The organism is Brevibacterium sp. FME17, assembly GCF_014897515.1.
GTDB lineage: Bacteria > Actinomycetota > Actinomycetes > Actinomycetales > Brevibacteriaceae > Brevibacterium.
This window is the reverse complement of the sequence record NZ_JABUYD010000010.1, coordinates 46,693-63,182: the sequence shown is the minus strand read 5'-3', so window position 1 is coordinate 63,182 and position 16,490 is coordinate 46,693. Positions and strand designations below refer to the sequence as shown.

Annotated in this window: 14 protein-coding genes; 10 read left to right on the top strand and 4 right to left on the bottom strand. The window is 64.5% G+C overall.

The features are described 5' to 3' along the window. The first annotated feature begins 31 nt into the window (after window positions 1-31). Both INT40_RS10790 and INT40_RS10785 read left to right on the top strand, forming a co-directional pair. Window positions 32-1,579, top strand: coding sequence for an alpha,alpha-trehalose-phosphate synthase (UDP-forming) (locus tag INT40_RS10790; RefSeq protein ID WP_101574368.1), 1,548 nt, complete (start codon window positions 32-34; stop codon window positions 1,577-1,579). Continuing rightward, entirely contained in the window at window positions 1,576-2,565 is a 990-nt protein-coding gene (locus tag INT40_RS10785) for a trehalose-phosphatase (protein ID WP_193096068.1), read from the top strand. The genes INT40_RS10790 and INT40_RS10785 overlap by 4 nt, the downstream gene beginning before the upstream one ends. A 71-nt stretch (window positions 2,566-2,636) precedes the next feature. Here INT40_RS10785 and INT40_RS10780 read toward each other — a convergent pair whose 3' ends face one another. Both INT40_RS10780 and INT40_RS10775 read right to left on the bottom strand, forming a co-directional pair. Then, entirely contained in the window at window positions 2,637-3,719 is a 1,083-nt protein-coding gene (locus INT40_RS10780; RefSeq protein WP_193096067.1) for a LacI family DNA-binding transcriptional regulator, read from the bottom strand. Continuing rightward, window positions 3,716-4,696: a LacI family DNA-binding transcriptional regulator gene (locus INT40_RS10775; RefSeq protein ID WP_193096066.1), complete on the bottom strand. Its 981-nt coding sequence runs from the start codon at window positions 4,694-4,696 to the stop codon at window positions 3,716-3,718. Before INT40_RS10775 ends, INT40_RS10780 begins: the two co-directional genes overlap by 4 nt. A 319-nt stretch (window positions 4,697-5,015) precedes the next feature. Between INT40_RS10775 and INT40_RS10770 the strand changes: the two genes are divergently transcribed. From INT40_RS10770 to INT40_RS10755, 4 genes are all read left to right on the top strand, one after another. Beyond that, window positions 5,016-5,723: an ABC transporter ATP-binding protein gene (locus INT40_RS10770; RefSeq protein ID WP_226831157.1), complete on the top strand. Its 708-nt coding sequence runs from the start codon at window positions 5,016-5,018 to the stop codon at window positions 5,721-5,723. 3 nt (window positions 5,724-5,726) lie between these two features. Continuing rightward, window positions 5,727-6,995, top strand: coding sequence for a DUF4032 domain-containing protein (locus INT40_RS10765; protein ID WP_101574371.1), 1,269 nt, complete (start codon window positions 5,727-5,729; stop codon window positions 6,993-6,995). 189 nt (window positions 6,996-7,184) lie between these two features. Further along, window positions 7,185-8,078, top strand: coding sequence for an SDR family NAD(P)-dependent oxidoreductase (locus INT40_RS10760; RefSeq protein WP_226831155.1), 894 nt, complete (start codon window positions 7,185-7,187; stop codon window positions 8,076-8,078). A 116-nt stretch (window positions 8,079-8,194) separates the two neighbouring features. Further along, window positions 8,195-9,694: an amino acid permease gene (locus INT40_RS10755; protein WP_193096065.1), complete on the top strand. Its 1,500-nt coding sequence runs from the start codon at window positions 8,195-8,197 to the stop codon at window positions 9,692-9,694. A gap of 102 nt (window positions 9,695-9,796) precedes the next feature. Here the strand turns inward: INT40_RS10755 and rlmB are convergent, their stop codons facing one another. Together rlmB and cysS are read right to left on the bottom strand one after the other, a co-directional pair. Then, on the bottom strand, window positions 9,797-10,735 hold the full coding sequence (rlmB, locus tag INT40_RS10750) for a 23S rRNA (guanosine(2251)-2'-O)-methyltransferase RlmB (RefSeq protein ID WP_101574374.1): 939 nt from the start codon (window positions 10,733-10,735) through the stop codon (window positions 9,797-9,799). Window positions 10,736-10,813: 78 nt separating this feature from the next. Further along, window positions 10,814-12,265 carry a cysteine--tRNA ligase gene (gene cysS, locus INT40_RS10745; RefSeq protein WP_193071230.1) on the bottom strand — a complete coding sequence of 484 codons (1,452 nt, stop codon included), beginning with the start codon at window positions 12,263-12,265 and terminating at the stop codon, window positions 10,814-10,816. 290 nt (window positions 12,266-12,555) lie between these two features. Here cysS and INT40_RS10740 point away from each other — a divergent pair, with 290 nt between their 5' ends. The 4 genes from INT40_RS10740 to INT40_RS10725 all read left to right on the top strand — a co-directional run bounded on the left by INT40_RS10740 (window position 12,556) and on the right by INT40_RS10725 (window position 16,396). Beyond that, window positions 12,556-14,199 carry a sodium-dependent transporter gene (locus tag INT40_RS10740; RefSeq protein ID WP_374701041.1) on the top strand — a complete coding sequence of 548 codons (1,644 nt, stop codon included), beginning with the start codon at window positions 12,556-12,558 and terminating at the stop codon, window positions 14,197-14,199. Window positions 14,200-14,202: 3 nt separating this feature from the next. Then, window positions 14,203-14,307: a methionine/alanine import family NSS transporter small subunit gene (locus INT40_RS10735; protein WP_101574377.1), complete on the top strand. Its 105-nt coding sequence runs from the start codon at window positions 14,203-14,205 to the stop codon at window positions 14,305-14,307. A 326-nt stretch (window positions 14,308-14,633) separates the two neighbouring features. Further along, complete coding sequence (locus INT40_RS10730) at window positions 14,634-15,725, top strand: S-(hydroxymethyl)mycothiol dehydrogenase (protein ID WP_101574378.1); 1,092 nt, start codon at window positions 14,634-14,636, stop codon at window positions 15,723-15,725. Then, complete coding sequence (locus tag INT40_RS10725) at window positions 15,725-16,396, top strand: MBL fold metallo-hydrolase (RefSeq protein WP_101574379.1); 672 nt, start codon at window positions 15,725-15,727, stop codon at window positions 16,394-16,396. Before INT40_RS10730 ends, INT40_RS10725 begins: the two co-directional genes overlap by 1 nt. Window positions 16,397-16,490: the final 94 nt, after the last annotated feature.

Sequence of the window (16,490 nt, the reverse complement as noted above, 5' to 3'; positions counted from 1 at the left end):
GTTCCAAGGACCGACTCAGGAGGAGGCGCAGATGAACACCGTCAACTCTGCCGAAACGACCACCCCATCCACGTATGGTGACAGCGATTTCGTTGTCGTTGCCAACCGTCTGCCCGTGGACCGGGACCCTGCCGAGGAAAGCCAAGGATGGCGTACCTCACCTGGGGGTTTGGTCACTGCGGTGGCGCCGGTGATGAAGGCTCAAGAAGGTGCATGGATCGGCTGGACCGGGGTTCCCGACGTCGATTTCGACCCCTTCACGATCGACGGGATGCATCTGGTTCCCGTCACCCTAACCAGTGAGGATGTCCTCAGATATTATGAAGGATTCTCCAACGCAACTCTGTGGCCCCTCTACCACGATGTGATCGTCCCGCCCGAGTTCCACCGCACCTGGTGGGACTCGTATGTGCAGGTCAATGAGCGCTTCGCGGCCAAGGTCGCCGAGGTGGCTGCCAAGGGTGCCACCGTCTGGGTCCATGACTATCAGCTTCAGTTGGTCCCGCAGCTGGTGCGCCGGATGCGACCGGACCTGGCGATCGGGTTCTTCAATCACATCCCGTTCCCACCGTTCGAACTCTTCGCCCAGCTGCCATGGCGCGACGAGATTCTGCGCGGACTCCTCGGCGCGGATCTCATCGGATTCCAGCGACCGGCCGATGCCGCGAACTTCCGACGTGCGGTGCGCGGGCGCCTCAACTTCACGACGAAGGGGTCAACGGTCGCCGTCCCCGACGGTGAGCTGCTGTCGGCGCACACTGTGCGGGCCGAAGCGTTCCCCATCTCCATCGACACCCCCTACCTTGAGGAGCTGGCGCGTGATCCTCAGATCATCGAGCGCGCGCGTCAGATCCGCGAAGAGATCGGCAACCCGAAGGTCGTCATGCTCGGTGTGGACCGGATGGACTACACGAAGGGCATCCGGCACCGCCTCAAGGCCTTCGGGGAGCTGTTGGCCGAAGGGAAGCTCGACGTCGAGGATGTCGTCCTGATCCAGATCGCGACCCCGTCGAGGGAGCGCCTGGAGCAGTACAAGATCATCCGCCACGACGTGGAACTGGCCGTCGGGCGGATCAACGGCGAGCAGGCCGAAGTCGGATCCATCGCCGTGCACTACCTTCACCATTCCTACCCCCGCGATGAGATGACCGCGTTCTTCCTCGCCGCCGACGTCATGCTCGTGACCGCTTTGCGTGATGGCATGAACCTGGTGGCCAAGGAGTACGTGGCCTGCCGCAGAAGAGATGACGGTGCCCTCGTGCTCTCCGAGTTCACCGGGGCCGCCGATCAGCTCAAGGCGGCAGTGATGGTCAATCCGCACGACATCGGCAATCTCAAGGCCGGCATCCTCGACGCTGTGCAGATGGATGAGAAGACCCGGGCCCGACGAATGAAGCAGATGCGCAAGAAGATCTCCACGGACACGGTGAGCATCTGGTCGAAGAAGTTCCTCGCCGAGCTCGAGGCCATCCATAAGAACCCCGAGGCGATCATCCCCGACCGTCCCGCAGCCCTCCCCGAGCGGCCGACAACGGCGTCCGATCGCATCACCTCCACCGTCGACGAGGATCGTCAGTGACATCGGATCCGGATGCCATGCCGCCTTCCCAGACCCGTCCAGGACAGTCCCACCCAGAGCAGAATCCGCCTGGGCGGACCGAACCTGAACAGGCGCCGTCATCTGAGGTGGTGCCGACACCACGCTCGACTCCCGGCTACACGTCCGCAGCTGCCCTCGACCTCGAACAGGCCACTAAGGCGGAGTCGGTCCTCATCGCCCTCGACTTCGACGGCGTGCTCGCTCCGCTGCAGGACAATCCCGAGTTGTCCCGGATGCTCCCGGAGTCAGCACAGGCGATCATCGCCCTCAGCCTCCTGCCCGCGACTCGCGTGGCCCTGGTCTCCGGGCGCGACGTCGCAACTCTGCGCCGTCTGGTCGACCCACCCCCTAACGTGTGGCTGGTCGGTTCGCACGGCGCCGAGGTGGACCTGGGCTCACAATCACCTGAGGTGACGGTGACGCAGCCCGAGGTGAGCGCCGAGGAACAGCAGATGCTCACGGCGATAGACGCCCACATCGAATCCTTCGAACTCGACCTGTCATCGGGCTCAGGCTCAGCCCCCGACACCGACACCGACACCGACACCGACACCGAGGTCAGGGTCGAATACAAACCTTTCTCTCGCACTGTGCATACGCGCGGCCTCGACGCGGAGTTCGCGTCCGCTCTGCATGCTCATGTCATCGCTGTACAGACCGAATACCCCGGAATCCGGGTCATCGAAGGCCACGACATCACCGAACTCGCGGTCAAGACGGCAACGAAGGGCGACGGCCTGCGGGCCCTCATCGCCGTCGGATCACCGACAGCCGTCCTCTACCTCGGCGACGATGTCACCGACGAAGATGCCTTCGCCGAACTCGAAGATCTGAGCACGAGCCTGAGCATCAAGGTCGGACCGGCCCCGACCCGCGCACCCTGGCGGATCACGGACCCCAACGCGGTCGCCGAACTCCTCACCCGAATCGTGAACGAACGCCGCGCACACCAGCCCCGCCCCTGAGGCGCCTCCGCGGAGGCTGAGTCAGCATCGCTGGGGCCGCGTGCACCCTCGGCTCCGCTGGGTCAGCTGCGTCAGCGTCGCTGCGGCGGGACCGCACTGGCCCGCAGGACGAGATCCGGGGTCACCGAATAATCGATGGCCACCGCCTCGGCGGGATTGGCCATCATCGTCCTCACCTCGCCCAGCGCGGACACGGCGATCGCCTCCCAGTCGTAGCTGACCTGAGACAGGGGCGGGGCGATCACATCGGCATCGGGCATGTCACCGACCGTGAGCAGGGAGAGATCCCGCGGCACGTCGAGGCGAGCGCGGGCGGCGGCCTCGAGAATGCCGAACGACAGCGACGGCGCACAGGCGATGACGGCCGAACACTGCAGGTGGAGCAGCTCTTCGGCCGCGGCGACCCCAGCCATGGTGCCTCCCGCGGCTTCGACCACGGGCGCCTGATCACGGGTGGCGGGTATGTGAAGGACCCGGGCCATGGACTTGCGGAACCCGGCGATGCGACCGGCCGCGGCAGAGTCGCGGAGCACGGCCAGCCCGATGCGACGATGCCCCAGATGCACGAGGTGCTGGACCGCTGTCGCGATGCCGTCAGTGGCATCGAGGACAATGCGTGCGATCCCGTCGGAGTGCCGGGCGTTGGAGACCCTGATCTGCGGCAGATTGCGTTCGGCCAGCTTTGCGGCGAGCTCGCCGGCCGCTCCCCCGCCGAGGACGATCGCGCCCTGAACATGAGGCTCGCCTCCCTCAGAGCCGAGCAGCGACTCGGCCAGGGCATCGGCCCGGTAAGCGGCCGCCTCCACGTGCACTGCCGCGATCCCCTGAGCAAAGATCTTGCTGGTCAGAAGGTCGAACAGACGCGTATAGGGATCGACGTTGCCTGCCGGCACGGCTGGCCGCACCAGGGCCACCATCTGCCTGGAGGGTGTGTTTCGGCTGCCCGAGTCCACGCCGAGGATCGCCAGCGCCCGCCTGACCTTGGCCAGTGAGCCCGGAGACACCGATTCGGGGTCGCGCAGAGCCCGCGACGCCGTCGCCTTCGATACCCCAGCCGCACCTGCGATGGCGCCGAGACCGACATGTTTGTGTTCACCGGGCTCAGGTGCAGTCGGCGTGCCGGGACCCGAACTCGAGTCAGCTGTCGGGCTCATTGTCTCGCCGCCGTCGTCGAGGCACGGGCCAAGAGCCGGGGACGGAACACCGGCGGAACCGATTGGAGCTCCTCGCCGGAGATCTTCAGCGTCGACAGAGTCGCAGCCACGAGTGCCTTTGAGAGTCCCTCGACGTCGATGCCGAGCACAGTGGCCGGTGGGCCGGTGAACTTCATCGTCGGTGAGTCTCCGAAGCCCACGATCGACATGTCACGCGGGACTTGCAGGTGCCGGTTGCGCAGACCGTGCAGAGCTCCGTGCAGCTGCAGGGCCGATTGCACGATCACCGCGGTGCAGGTCGCATCTTTGAGGTCGAGTGCGGCACGCGAACCGCCGGAGAAGGACTTCGGGACCTGCGAGATCCAGTCATCGAGCCTGACCCCGAAATTGCGTGCAGGGTGCTCCGCGCGGAAGCGTCTGATCAGCTGCACCGCCAGCTCGCCGCTGTCATTGCAGATCAGACCGATGCGCCGGTGACCGATGGCCTGAAGGTGCTCGAAGGCCGTCGTCATCCCCCCTCCGAGGTCGAGGCGGGCGGCGATGATGTCTCCGCTGGCATCGTCGGAGTCCACCGCCGACTGTTCGTCGACGCGGATGCACGGAATATCCGTGTGCAGACTCGTCAGGGTCGGAGTCACCAGGGCAACGGCACCGGCGTCGACGGCGACCTCAAGCGGGCTGGTCTCGGTTTCGACGGACGGTCGGGTGATGAGCAGACCGTGTTCCTGCAGTGCAGCGGCCACGCGAGTGCAGACTTGGACCTGCCAGTATTCGGGGTTTCCAGGCGCGCTGACAGCGACCAGCCGCCTCGGCGTCTCATGTAGGAGGGTGGAACGAGAGTAGCCCAGCGATTCCATCGCATCGAGCACTCTGATCCGAGTCTCATCGGCCACCGCACCACGCCTGCCGAGAACGCGGGAGACGGTCGCCAGGGACACACCCGCCCGGGCGGCGACATCGTCTAGCTTGACCTTCATACCGGGAAGTCTATCGGGGTCAGCCTGCTCAGGGGCGGGCAGCACGGGGGTCGAGCAGCTTGGGCCGGTGTCGACTCCGCTCCCGATGCTGATGTCAAGGTCAGCGTGCGACGATGTGTTGAACAATCGCATGATCCGCAGTTTCTCGCACAGCGTCCGCCCAGGCGTGCGGGCGTGCGCTGGCACAGTGCTGAGAATCACTCTACGCTTTGTCGAATAGACTGTCACCGAGCGCATTCAACGGCTTAGGATGAACATAACTGAGCATCCCCGCCAGGTCACAGACGACCGGCTGCTCACGAAGACTTTAGGAGGAAACATGTCAACAGTGTCGTTGAATGGCCTCAGTCATGCCTACGAGAACACCGTGTCCGCTTCAGTGCATCCGTTCAATCTCTTCATCGACGACGGCGAGTTCGTCGTCCTCTACGGCCCGTCCGGTTCCGGCAAGTCGACCATCCTGCGAATGCTCCACGGTCTCGAGGCCCCCAAGTCGGGCACGATCCTCATCGACGGCAACGATGTCACCCATGCCGCGGTCAACGATCGCGATGTCACCCTTGCCCTTGAAAGCTACGCCCTCTATCCGCATATGAGCGTGCGCGACAACCTCGGCTTCGCCCTGCGCGTCGATGGCCTCCCCGCCGAGGAGATCCGTGAGCGCGTCGAGTCCGTGACCGCGAAGATCGGACTGCGCGACATCCTCGATGCCGTGCCCGGCGATCTTTCGGCTCTGCAACGCCAGACGATCGCCCTGGCCCGGGCCGTGGTCCGTCAGCCGAAGGTCCTGATCATGGACGAACCGGTCGTCAATCTCGTCCCCGAACACCAGGCCGACACCTTGCGCCTGGTCAAGGACCTGCAGCAGGAACTCGGGCTGACCACACTCTACGCCACGGCCGACCTCGAGGACGCGAAGGTCCTCGGCGACCGCATCGCCTTCCTCGACCATGGGCGCCTGATCGGGGTGGAGAAACCTGAAGTCGCCGAGGCGCTCGTCGCCTCGATCGCGGACGTGGACTCCTGATCGGTGCCCGAGACCTCAGCACCCCAGGTCCAGGCGGTCCACAGTGCCGACCATGCTGCGATAGCGCGGCTCCCCTGGCACTTACCCCTCGCTGACTGGCCCCAGGACTTCCTCGGCGGACTGCCCCGCGGAATCTCCCGGCACGTCGTGCGCTTCGTCGAGATCGACGAGGAGGTCCTCGCGATCAAGGAGACCGACGACCGTCGGGCCCTGCGCGAATTCGACATCCTCGGTGTGCTCGGGAATCTGGCCGTCCCCACGGTCGAACCCCGCGCCTATGTGACCAACCGATCCACCACCTCGGCGACGGAACTGCCTGGAGCACTGCTCACGGCCTATCTGGACTTCTCGCTGCCCTACCGTGCCCTGTTCTCCCGGTCCCTGGCCGAGGACACGGCCGGTCGCCTCGTCGATGCCCTCGCGGTCCTGCTCGCCCGACTCCACCTCGTCGGTTTCTACTGGGGCGATGTGTCCCTGTCGAACACCCTGTTCCGGCGTGATGCCGACGCCTATGCGGCCTATGTCGTCGACGTGGAGACCGGTGAGCTCCACGACCAGCTTTCGAACGGTCAGCGGCAGATGGATCTGCGCATCGCGCGCACGAACATCGCCGGTGACTTCCTCGACCTGCAGGCCGCGGGTCTCATCGATCCTGCCGTCGACCCGTTGGCGGCCGGTGAACGCCTGTTCGAGGCCTATAACGGACTGTGGACCGAGCTGACTCGGGTCGAGGAGTTCTCCGTCAATGAACGGTGGCGCATCGACGAACGCATCCGCCGGCTCAACGATCTGGGCTTCGACCTGGGCGAGCTGACCGTGACCACCGACCTCGACGGAGTCAGCCTGCTGGTCGAGCCGAAGGTCGTCGAACCCAACCACCATTCCCGCAGACTCCTGCGACTGACCGGCATCGGCGCCAATGAGAACCAGGCGCGGACGATGCTCAACGACCTCGACTCCCACCGCAGTGCGCCCGGATTCACAGGCGGAGCACACGGTTCCGGCGAGCTGCCCGTCGAACTCGATGAGGACCAGGCTGCCCGCCACTGGCTCGACGAGGTGTACAAGCCCCTGATCTCCGCCATCCCGGAGAACCTCACCCACAAGCTGGAACCCGGACAGATCTTCTACGAGTTCGTCGAGCACCGGCGGGTGATGTCCCGAGCCAGGCAGCGCGACATTCCGACGATGGAGGCCATCGCCTACTTCATCGTCGACTACCTCGCGAACCTCCCCGACGAAGCCCTCTACGTCGACAGCCGAAAGTTCTGAGGCCAGAGCTTTCGCGCAGCAGCTGCGCGCCGGGTTTTGGCTAAGCAGGTTCGCGCTGGAATTCCACCACGTGGAACGTGGACCCCGGAGCCGCCTCGGCGGGCATATGTTTGAGAACATCAGAATCGGGTCGACGACGACCACCGTCGTTGCCGCCCTCCCCCACGAGAAACCCCGGAAGGACCTCCGATGTCGCAAACCCCGCAGAACTCCATGCCGTCGAGCCAGAACTCCATGCCGTCGAATGAGGACAATCCGTCGATCCCGTCCCTCTTCGACCTCAGCGGCCGCACTGCCGTTGTCGTCGGAGCCGGGTCCGGGCTGGGCCAGGCGAGCGCGATCGGCCTCGCCGACGCCGGAGCTCATGTCGTCGTCGCCGACCTCAACCTCGAAGGTGCCGAGGAGACGGTGCGGATCATCTCCCAACGCCAAGGAGCCGAACGGGCCGGTGGCAAGGGCGGGCACCGCGCCACCTCCTCGCCGGGCGCCGAGACCGCCCGCGTCGACATCACCGACACCGAGTCGGTTAATGCCCTCGTCGCGGCCCACCCGGATGCCCAGGTTCTCGTCATCACCCCGGGCGCGAACGTGCGCAAGCGACTGCTGTCGACCACCGATGAGGAATTCGACCGGGTCATCGACATCAACCTCAAAGGCACCTATCGTCTGATGCGCGGCTTCGGCGCCGAAATGGCCGAGCGCGGCCGCGGCTCCATCGTCACCTACTCTTCGTTCCGGGCTCTGGCGATCGAACCGGGCCAGGGCATCTACGCCGCGGCTAAAGCCGGTGTCGTGCAGCTGACGAAGACGCTGGCCAGCGAGCTGGGGCCACAGGGTGTGCGCGTCAACGCGATCCTGCCCGGGCCCTTCGACACCCCGTTGACCCAGCAGATCAAGGCCGATGAGGAGTGGTGGAACGCGTATGCGGAGAAGACCGCTCTGGGCCGCTGGGGGAACCTGCATGAAATCGCCGGACCCGTGCTGTTCCTCGCCTCAGATGCCTCGACCTTCGTCACCGGTCACTCACAGCTCGTCGACGGCGGCTGGATGGCCCAGGACGGCCGATTCTCACCACGGCTGTAAAGCTCCGCTGCCGAGTAAAGCTCCGCGGCCGAGCGCAGTTGTTGCGGCGATCGCGCGAGCGGTCGTAGGGGGCAGGCGAGTGCGACCGTCGTGGCTGCACGTGCAAGAATATTCGCATGACCGCTCGAGACAGCACCACCTCCCCGACTGCGACCGACCGACCTCGGCTGGCCAGTCAGCTGGTCCGTCGCAAGTCGATCAGCAGCATGGTCGAGGACACACAGGCTGCGTCCACGGGCCGTCTGCGCAGAACATTCGGCGTCTTCCAACTGACGATGATCAGCGTCGGCGCCACCTTGGGCACGGGCATCCTCGTCATCCTCGGCGAGGCCGTGCCCATCGCCGGTCCCGGCATCTGGATCGCCTTCATCCTGGCCGGAATCACCGCCCTGCTCTCGGCCGTGAGCTATGCGGAGATGGCGGGCATGGTCCCTGTCTCCGGATCCAGCTATTCGTATTCCTACGCCACCCTCGGCGAGGGCGTGGCCTGGGTCTGCGGCTGGTGCCTCGTCCTCGAGTACGCGGTCTCCGTGGCAGCAGTGGCCGTCGGTGCCGCCGACTACGTCAATGAGACGCTGCGCATCTTCGGTCTGTCACTGCCGCCAAGTCTGACCGCCGGCCCCGGTGTAGCTGACAGCCCCGGCGGCGCCGTCAACCTCTCGGCGCTCATCGTCGTCCTCCTCGCCACGGTCCTGCTCATGCGCGGGGCCAAGGAGTCGGCCATCGTGAATACGATCATCGTGTTCGTCAAACTCGGCATCCTCGTCTTCTTCGCCATCGTCGCGTTCACGGCCTTCCAGGCCGGGAACTTCGCACCGATGCTTCCCATGGGGGCCGCCGGAGTCACAGCAGCGGCCTCGAGCGTGTTCTTCTCCTACATCGGCTTCGATGCCGCCTCGACTGCTGGTGAGGAGGCGAAGAACCCGAAGCGGGACATGCCGCGGGCGATCATCCTCTCGATGGTCATCGTCACCACGATGTACGTGCTGGTGGCAGTCGCCGCAATCGGTGCCAGGGAATGGGAGTGGTTCAGGCTGAAGACGACCGTCGCTCCCCTGGTCCAGATCGTCCACCAGCTCACACAGTCCAACCTCGCGGTCTTCATCTTCGCCGTCGCCGCGGTGCTCGCGATCTTCTCGGTCGTCATCACCGTCCTCTACGGGCAGTCACGCATCCTGCTCTCCATGTCCCGCGACGGCATGGTTCCAAGAGTCTTCGGCATCGTCTCCCCGCGCACGGGCACTCCCCTGGTCGGCACGTTGGTCACCGGCGTGCTCGTCGCGATCACCGCTGCACTGATCCCGCTGGGCGAACTCGCAAATGCCACAAGCATCGGCACACTCTTCGCCTTCTGCCTCGTCAACATCGCCGTCATCTACCTGCGCGTCAAACGTCCGAACCTGCCGCGCTCATTCAAGGTGCCCTTCGGACCGATCATCCCGGTCCTCGGCTCTCTGGCATGCGCGTTCCTCATGATCAACCTCGGCGGAACCACCTGGCTGGTCTTCGGCCTGTGGATGCTCGTCGGCTTCGTCGTCTACCTCACCTACAGCCGCCGCCACTCCCGCGTCGGCGCCCTCAGCGACAGCGAATACCGCGCCAGCATCAACGCCTGAGCGGCGGGTGCGGCTCGCTAAACCTCCCCGACGTCACAAAACCTCCCCGGCGCCGGATGTTATTAGTGACGTCGGGGAGGTTTAGTGCGGGCAGGCCGCCCCTCAGCCGCGGCGGGTGCGGGCGACTTCGTAGAGGGACACGGCCGCAGCGATTCCCGCGTTGAGGGACTCCGTGGTCGCGGCGATCGGGATCGAGACGATCTGGTCGCACTTCTCAGCGATGAGGCGCGAGATTCCCTTACCCTCTGAACCGACGACGATGCACACAGGGTCGCGGCTGAAGGTCAGTTCCGGCAGCTCGACGTCTCCGTCCATGTCGAGTCCGACGACGAAGACGTTCTGCTTCTTGAGCTCGTCGATGGCACGAGCCAGGTTGACGACCTGGGCGACCTTGATGCGGGCTGCGGCACCGGCGGAGGTCTTCCACGCGGCAGCGGTCATCGACGCGGCACGACGCTCGGGGATGATGACGCCGTGACCGCCGAAGGCAGCGGCGGAGCGCACAATCGCACCGAGGTTCCTGGGATCTGTGATGCCGTCGAGTGCGACGAGCAGCGGCGCCTCGCCCTGGTCGGCCGCAACCTGAAGCAGATCACGAGGCTCGGCGTAATCGTAGGGAGGGATCTGCAGGGCGATGCCCTGGTGGATCGCGTCGTCGGTGAGTCGGTCGAGGTCGGGCTTGCTCGCCTCGAGCATCGAAATGCCGCGCTTGGTGGCCAAGGTGATGGCTTCTCGGACGCGATCGTCCGAATCGATCCGACCGGCGACGTACAAAGCGGATGCCGGAACGTCCTCACGCAAGACCTCGAGCACCGAGTTGCGCCCGGCGACCATGTTCGGCCCGTTTTCCTTCTTGCGTCGCTTGGCCTGCGCCGAAGCGTTGGCGGCCTTCTTGTTCGCCGATGCCTTATGTGCCTTGTGATAGACACGGTCCTCGGCCTTGGGCGTGGGTCCGCGGCCCTGCAGGCTGCGCTTGTTCTTGCCGCCGGAGCCCTTGGTCGGGCCCTTCTTCGAGCCGCCGGCACGTGGGTTGGAAACCATGTGAATCCTTAAGAATCGTTGGTGGTCACGAACCGAGGTTCGTCACCGGGAGAAATTTTTGGAGAAGAGTGCAGCGGGTCAGCTGTCTTTGACGTGGTAGCGGTAACCGTCGGCCGTGTCCTCGATGACGATCCCGGCAGAGGCCAGGTTGTCGCGGATCGCGTCGGCGGTGGCGAAGTCCTTCTGCGCCTTCGCCTCGGCCCTTTGAGCGGCGAGCGCATCGACGAGGGAATCCAATGCCGATTCCACGCTCGCGCCCGCTCCCGACTGCGCCCATGCCTCGGCGCTGGGATTGACTCCCAGGATATCGAGCATCAGCTCCACCTCGGCGACGATCTGCGTGAGTTCGTCGCGGTCCTTGCCGGAGTCGAGGAGTTTCGCACCCTCGGTGACCTTCGCGAAGACCACGGACAGTGCACGGGGCACGCCGAGGTCGTCGTCGAGTGCCGCAGCGAAGTCCGCAGGCACGTCGACGCTGCGACTGCTGTAGGCATCGCTGACATCGGGCAGTGCGGGCGCGTCGTCGCCGAGCGCCTGCCGGGCCCGCTGGAGGAAGTTCGCCAAACGGTCCAGCGAAGCCGTCTGCCGGTCCATGGCCTCGGGTGAGAACTCGAGGATCGACCGGTAGCTGGCGCCGGTAAGGAAGTAGCGCACGGCCAGCGGGCTATAGCGGTGGAAGAGCTCGGAGGCGAAGACGGAGTTGCCCAGTGACTTCGACATCTTGTCCCCGCCCACGTTGAGCAGGCCCGAATGCATCCAGATGTTGGCGAACCGGTCACCGGCCGCACGCGACTGAGCCAGCTCGTTCTCGTGATGAGGGAAGCGCAGATCCAGTCCGCCACCGTGGATGTCGAAATTCTCGCCGAGGTACTTCGTCGACATGGCCGAGCACTCGATGTGCCAGCCCGGTCGGCCTCGACCCCAGGGTGCCGGCCACGAGGCGGTGCCGGGTTCGCCGGGCTTGTGGGCTTTCCACAGCGCGAAGTCCCGGGCGTCCTTCTTACCCCGCATGTCCGCATCGTTCGCGGGTTCCATGTCATCGAGGCGCTGGTTAGTCAGTTCGCCGTAGTCGGCCCACGTGGTGGCCGCGAAGTAGACATCGCCGCTGTCGTCGAGGGCAGGGTAGGCGTATCCCGCTTCGATGAGTCGATCGATGAGTTCGATCATCTCGGTGATGTGTCCCGTAGCGCGAGGCTCGTAGCTGGGAGGCAGCACATCGAGGGCGTCATAGGCCTGGGTGAAGGCCCGCTCATATTTGAAGGCGTGGGCGAACCAAGGCCGGCCCACCTCGGCGGATTTCGACAGGATCTTGTCGTCGATGTCCGTGACATTGCGGACCAGGGTGACGCTGTAGCCGCGGTAGAGCAGCCAACGGCGAAGCTGGTCGAAGACCGAGGCGGAGCGCAGGTGGCCGATGTGGGGCTCGCCCTGCACCGTGGCACCACAGACGTAGATGCCCACGTGCCCGGCGTTGACGGGGCGCAGTTCGTCGGTGGTGCGGCTGGCGGTGTTGTACAGAGCGATAGTCACGCACACAAGTCTACCGGGGACAGGCGTGGTGTCACTGACTGAGCGGGCTTCATGACGCCGAGAGGACTATGAGGTGTCCGACATTTGATACAAGACTGTTACTCAGCTCACGTGACTTACGGCACGTTTCACAGAAAACTCCCAGTATGCTGGGGATCAAGTCAACGAGACCGCGCTTCTCCACCACAAGGAGAACCCTTGGAAGCGGTACGCTAACTTGCCGACGTCACGGTCACAGCAGACCGCCACACCGGCATCAGCCTCACAACACTGTGGTTGTACAGAAAGGAATTCCATTGTCTTCCACCAAAGCCCCCCAGAGGGAGGTCTTCGCCACCCGCGGCGCGTTCATCTTCGCCGCCATCGGGTCGGCGGTCGGCCTCGGCAACATCTGGCGCTTCCCCTACGTCGCCTACGAAAACGGCGGCGGCGCGTTCCTCATCCCATATCTGGTCGCATTGCTGACAGCCGGCATTCCGCTGCTGTTCTTCACCTACGCACTCGGCCACCGGACGCGGGCTTCTGCACCGCTGGCCTACCGCACCCTCGGCCGAGTTGCTGAGCCGATCGGCTGGTTCAAGACCGGCGTCGCCTTCGTCATCGGTGTCTACTACGCAGCGATCATCGCATGGGCCGGATGCTTCATGTTCTTCTCCCTCAGCCAAGCCTGGGGAGACGACGCAGAGGGCTTCTTCATGAACGACTACCTGCACATCGGCGATCCCGGAGTCTCACTCGACTTCGTTCCTGGTGTGCTCATCCCGGTCATCCTGGTCTGGATCGTCACCATCGCCATCCTCTACCTCGGCGTCCAGAACGGCATTGCCCGGTTCTCGAAGATCTTCATTCCTCTGCTCGTCGTCGTCTTCCTCATCATCGTCGTCCGCGCCCTGTTCCTGCCGGGCGCTGCCGAGGGCCTGAATGCTCTGTTCACACCTGATTTCAAGTCCTTGACTGATCCAGCGGTGTGGATCGCGGCCTATGGTCAGATCTTCTTCTCACTCTCGATCTGCTTCGGCATCATGATCACCTACGCCTCGTACCTGAAGAAGAGGACCAACCTCACAGGTTCGGGCCTGGTCGTGGGCTTCTCAAACTCCGCGTTCGAGATCCTGGCCGGCATCGGCGTCTTCGCCGCGCTCGGCTTCATGGCTGCAGCGCAGGGCGTGGCAGTCGGCGATGTCGCCTCCAGCGGCATCGGCCTGGCCTTCATCGCCTTCCCGACTCTGATCTCGCAGATGCCCGGTGGTGCGCTCTTCGGCTTCGCGTTCTTCGCCTGCCTCGTCTTCGCCGGTCTGACCTCGCTGATCTCGATCGTGCAGGTGCCGATCCAGGCTCTGCGCGAGAAGTTCGGCTGGGGCAACAAGCTGTCCGTCCTCATCGTCGGCGGCGCCATGGCCATTGTCTCCATCCTGCTCCTGACGACGATCACGGGCCTCTACGTCCTCGACACGATGGACGCCTGGGCGAACAACCTCGGCATCGTCGGTGCCGCTGTCGTCGCACTGCTCGTCGTCGGTTGGGTGCTCAGGGGCGACCTGGGCAAGCTGCCGATCCTGCGCGACCATCTCAACGCGGTCTCCAGCTTCAAGGTCAACAAGTTCTGGATGGCATGCGTCGGCCTGATCACTCCGGTGCTGCTGGTCTACATGCTCGTCCAGCAGATCATCACCTACGCCACCGAGGGCTACGAGGACTATCCCGCTGGCCTTCTGGGCATCTTCGGATGGGGAATGATCGGCCTGCTGGCCGTGCTGGCCATCGTGCTCACACTGGTCAGATGGCCCAAGAAATCACTCGAAAACGCGGAAAGCGCAATCGCCGATTCCGTCCTCGAGGAGAACAAGCGCAAGGCAGCGGGCATCGACCCAGAGGCCGCCGACAACAGCCCTGTCGCTGCGAACACCACCGAAACAGAAAGCAAAGGAGTCTGAACCATGGGTACCTCGGCAATCGTCATGATGATCATCGCCATCGTCACCGTATGGGGCGGCCTCGGCGCCGCGATCATGCACCTGCGCAAGCACCCGGACGAGGAGTAGTCACCGCCGACAGGCACTGATCCACACCTGAGATCCGTTCCGACGAAGGCGGTTCGACACCTGGCAACAGGCGTCGGACCGCCTTCGTCGTATCATCTGGCGTCTGACCTGGCGTATCCCCTGTCTTATCGCCTGTCGGCTGACCTGGCCTATTGCCTGTCTCAATGTCTGCTATCGCACTGTCTTGCCATTCGGTGAGCGCGCTGGTCGTGAGGGCAATGCCTGGTTAGGGTAGGGCTGTACGAACTCATCGTCGGGCGCACTCACCCGTTGACAATGCGTTGTCAGCGCACAGAGCACAACGCCTAAGAGCACTAGGAGACGCAATGCCACAGACGGTCAAAGGTGTCATCTCCCGCAGCAAGGGGGCGCCGGTCGAGCTCACCGACATCGTCATCCCCGACCCGGGCCCAGGCGAGGTCATCGTCGATGTGAAGTCGTGCGGCGTCTGCCACACAGACTTCCACTACCGCGAAGGCGGAATCAGCGACGACTACCCGTTCCTGCTCGGTCACGAATCGGCCGGCACGGTCTCGGAGATCGGCGAAGGCGTCACCGACGTCGAGGTGGGCGACTTCGTCATCCTCAACTGGCGCGCGATCTGCGGCGAATGCCGGGCCTGCAAACGCGGTGAACCCTGGTACTGCTTCGACACTCACAACGCCTCACAGAAGATGACGCTGCCCGACGGCACCGAACTCGAGGCTGCACTGGGCATCGGCTCCTTCGCAGAGAAGACCCTGGTCGCGGCAGGACAGTGCACGAAGGTCCCCGAGGCTGACCCCGCTGTCGTGGGCCTGCTGGGCTGCGGCGTGATGGCCGGTATCGGTGCCGCCATCAACACCGGCGAAGTCACCCGCGGCAAGTCTGTGGCCGTCATCGGATGCGGCGGCGTCGGCTGCTCGGCCATCGCCGGTTCTGCACTGGCAGGTGCCGGCACGATCATTGCGCTCGACATCGATGACACGAAGCTCGAGTGGGCCAAGGATCTCGGAGCCACCCACACGGTCAACACCCGCGGCAAGAGTGAAGACGAAGTCGTGAAGGCGATCCAGGATCTGACCGGAGGCTTCGGCGTCGATGTCGCCATCGATGCTGTGGGACGTCCGGAAACCTGGCGTCAGGCCTTCTACGGCCGTGACCTCGCGGGCACCGTGGTGCTCGTGGGCGTGCCTACTCCGGAGATGGAGCTGAGCGTCCCGCTGCTCGACGTCTTCGGCCGCGGCGGCCGACTCAAGTCCTCCTGGTACGGCGACTGCCTGCCCGAACGGGACTTCCCGATGCTCGTCGATCTCTACCAGCAGGGACGCCTGCCCTTGGAGAAGTTCGTGTCTGAGAGGATCGGGCTCGGCGACGTCGAATCAGCATTCGAAAAGATGAGCCAAGGCAAAGTACTGCGATCGGTGGTGGAACTCTGATGACAACTATTGAGCATCTGGTCACGTCCGGAACGTTCTCGCTCGACGGCGGAACCTGGGATGTCGACAACAACGTCTGGATCATCGGCGATGACTCCGAAGTCATCGTCATCGACCCCGCGCACGATGTCGACGCCATCGCGGAGAAAGTCGGCTCGCGTGAGGTCAAGGCGATCCTGCTGACCCACGGTCACGATGATCATGTCGGAGTCGTCCGCGACTTCGCCCACCGCGTGGGCAATCCGCCCGTCTACCTGAATCCCGAGGACTATGTCCTCTGGGACATGACCTATGAGGGTTACCGGCCTGATGAGGAGATCTCCGACGGCGACACCTGGAACGTGGCCGGAGTGCGGGTCAAAGCCCTGCACACCCCTGGCCACTCCCCCGGTTCGACCTGCTTCTTCATCGAAACCGGACTGCCGATCCCAGCCTCGGCGGGAGCCGGACGTGCCGTCGGACCTGTCCTCTTCTCAGGAGACACCCTCTTCCACGGCGGACCGGGAGCAACCGGTCGCTCGCATTCGAGCTTCGAGACGATCATCGAATCGATCCAGAACGTCTTGTTCAAGCTCCCCGATGCCACGGTCGTCCTGACCGGACACGGTGAGCCGACATCGATCGGGGCCGAAGCTCCATCGCTGGAAGACTGGATCAAACGCGGAGAGTGAGATTCTTCGAGTGAGGAGGGGCCGTGGTCGCAGATCTGCGACCACGGCCCCTCCTCGTCTCCACCGCTGTGGACTCAGAACGCACCGCAATGTC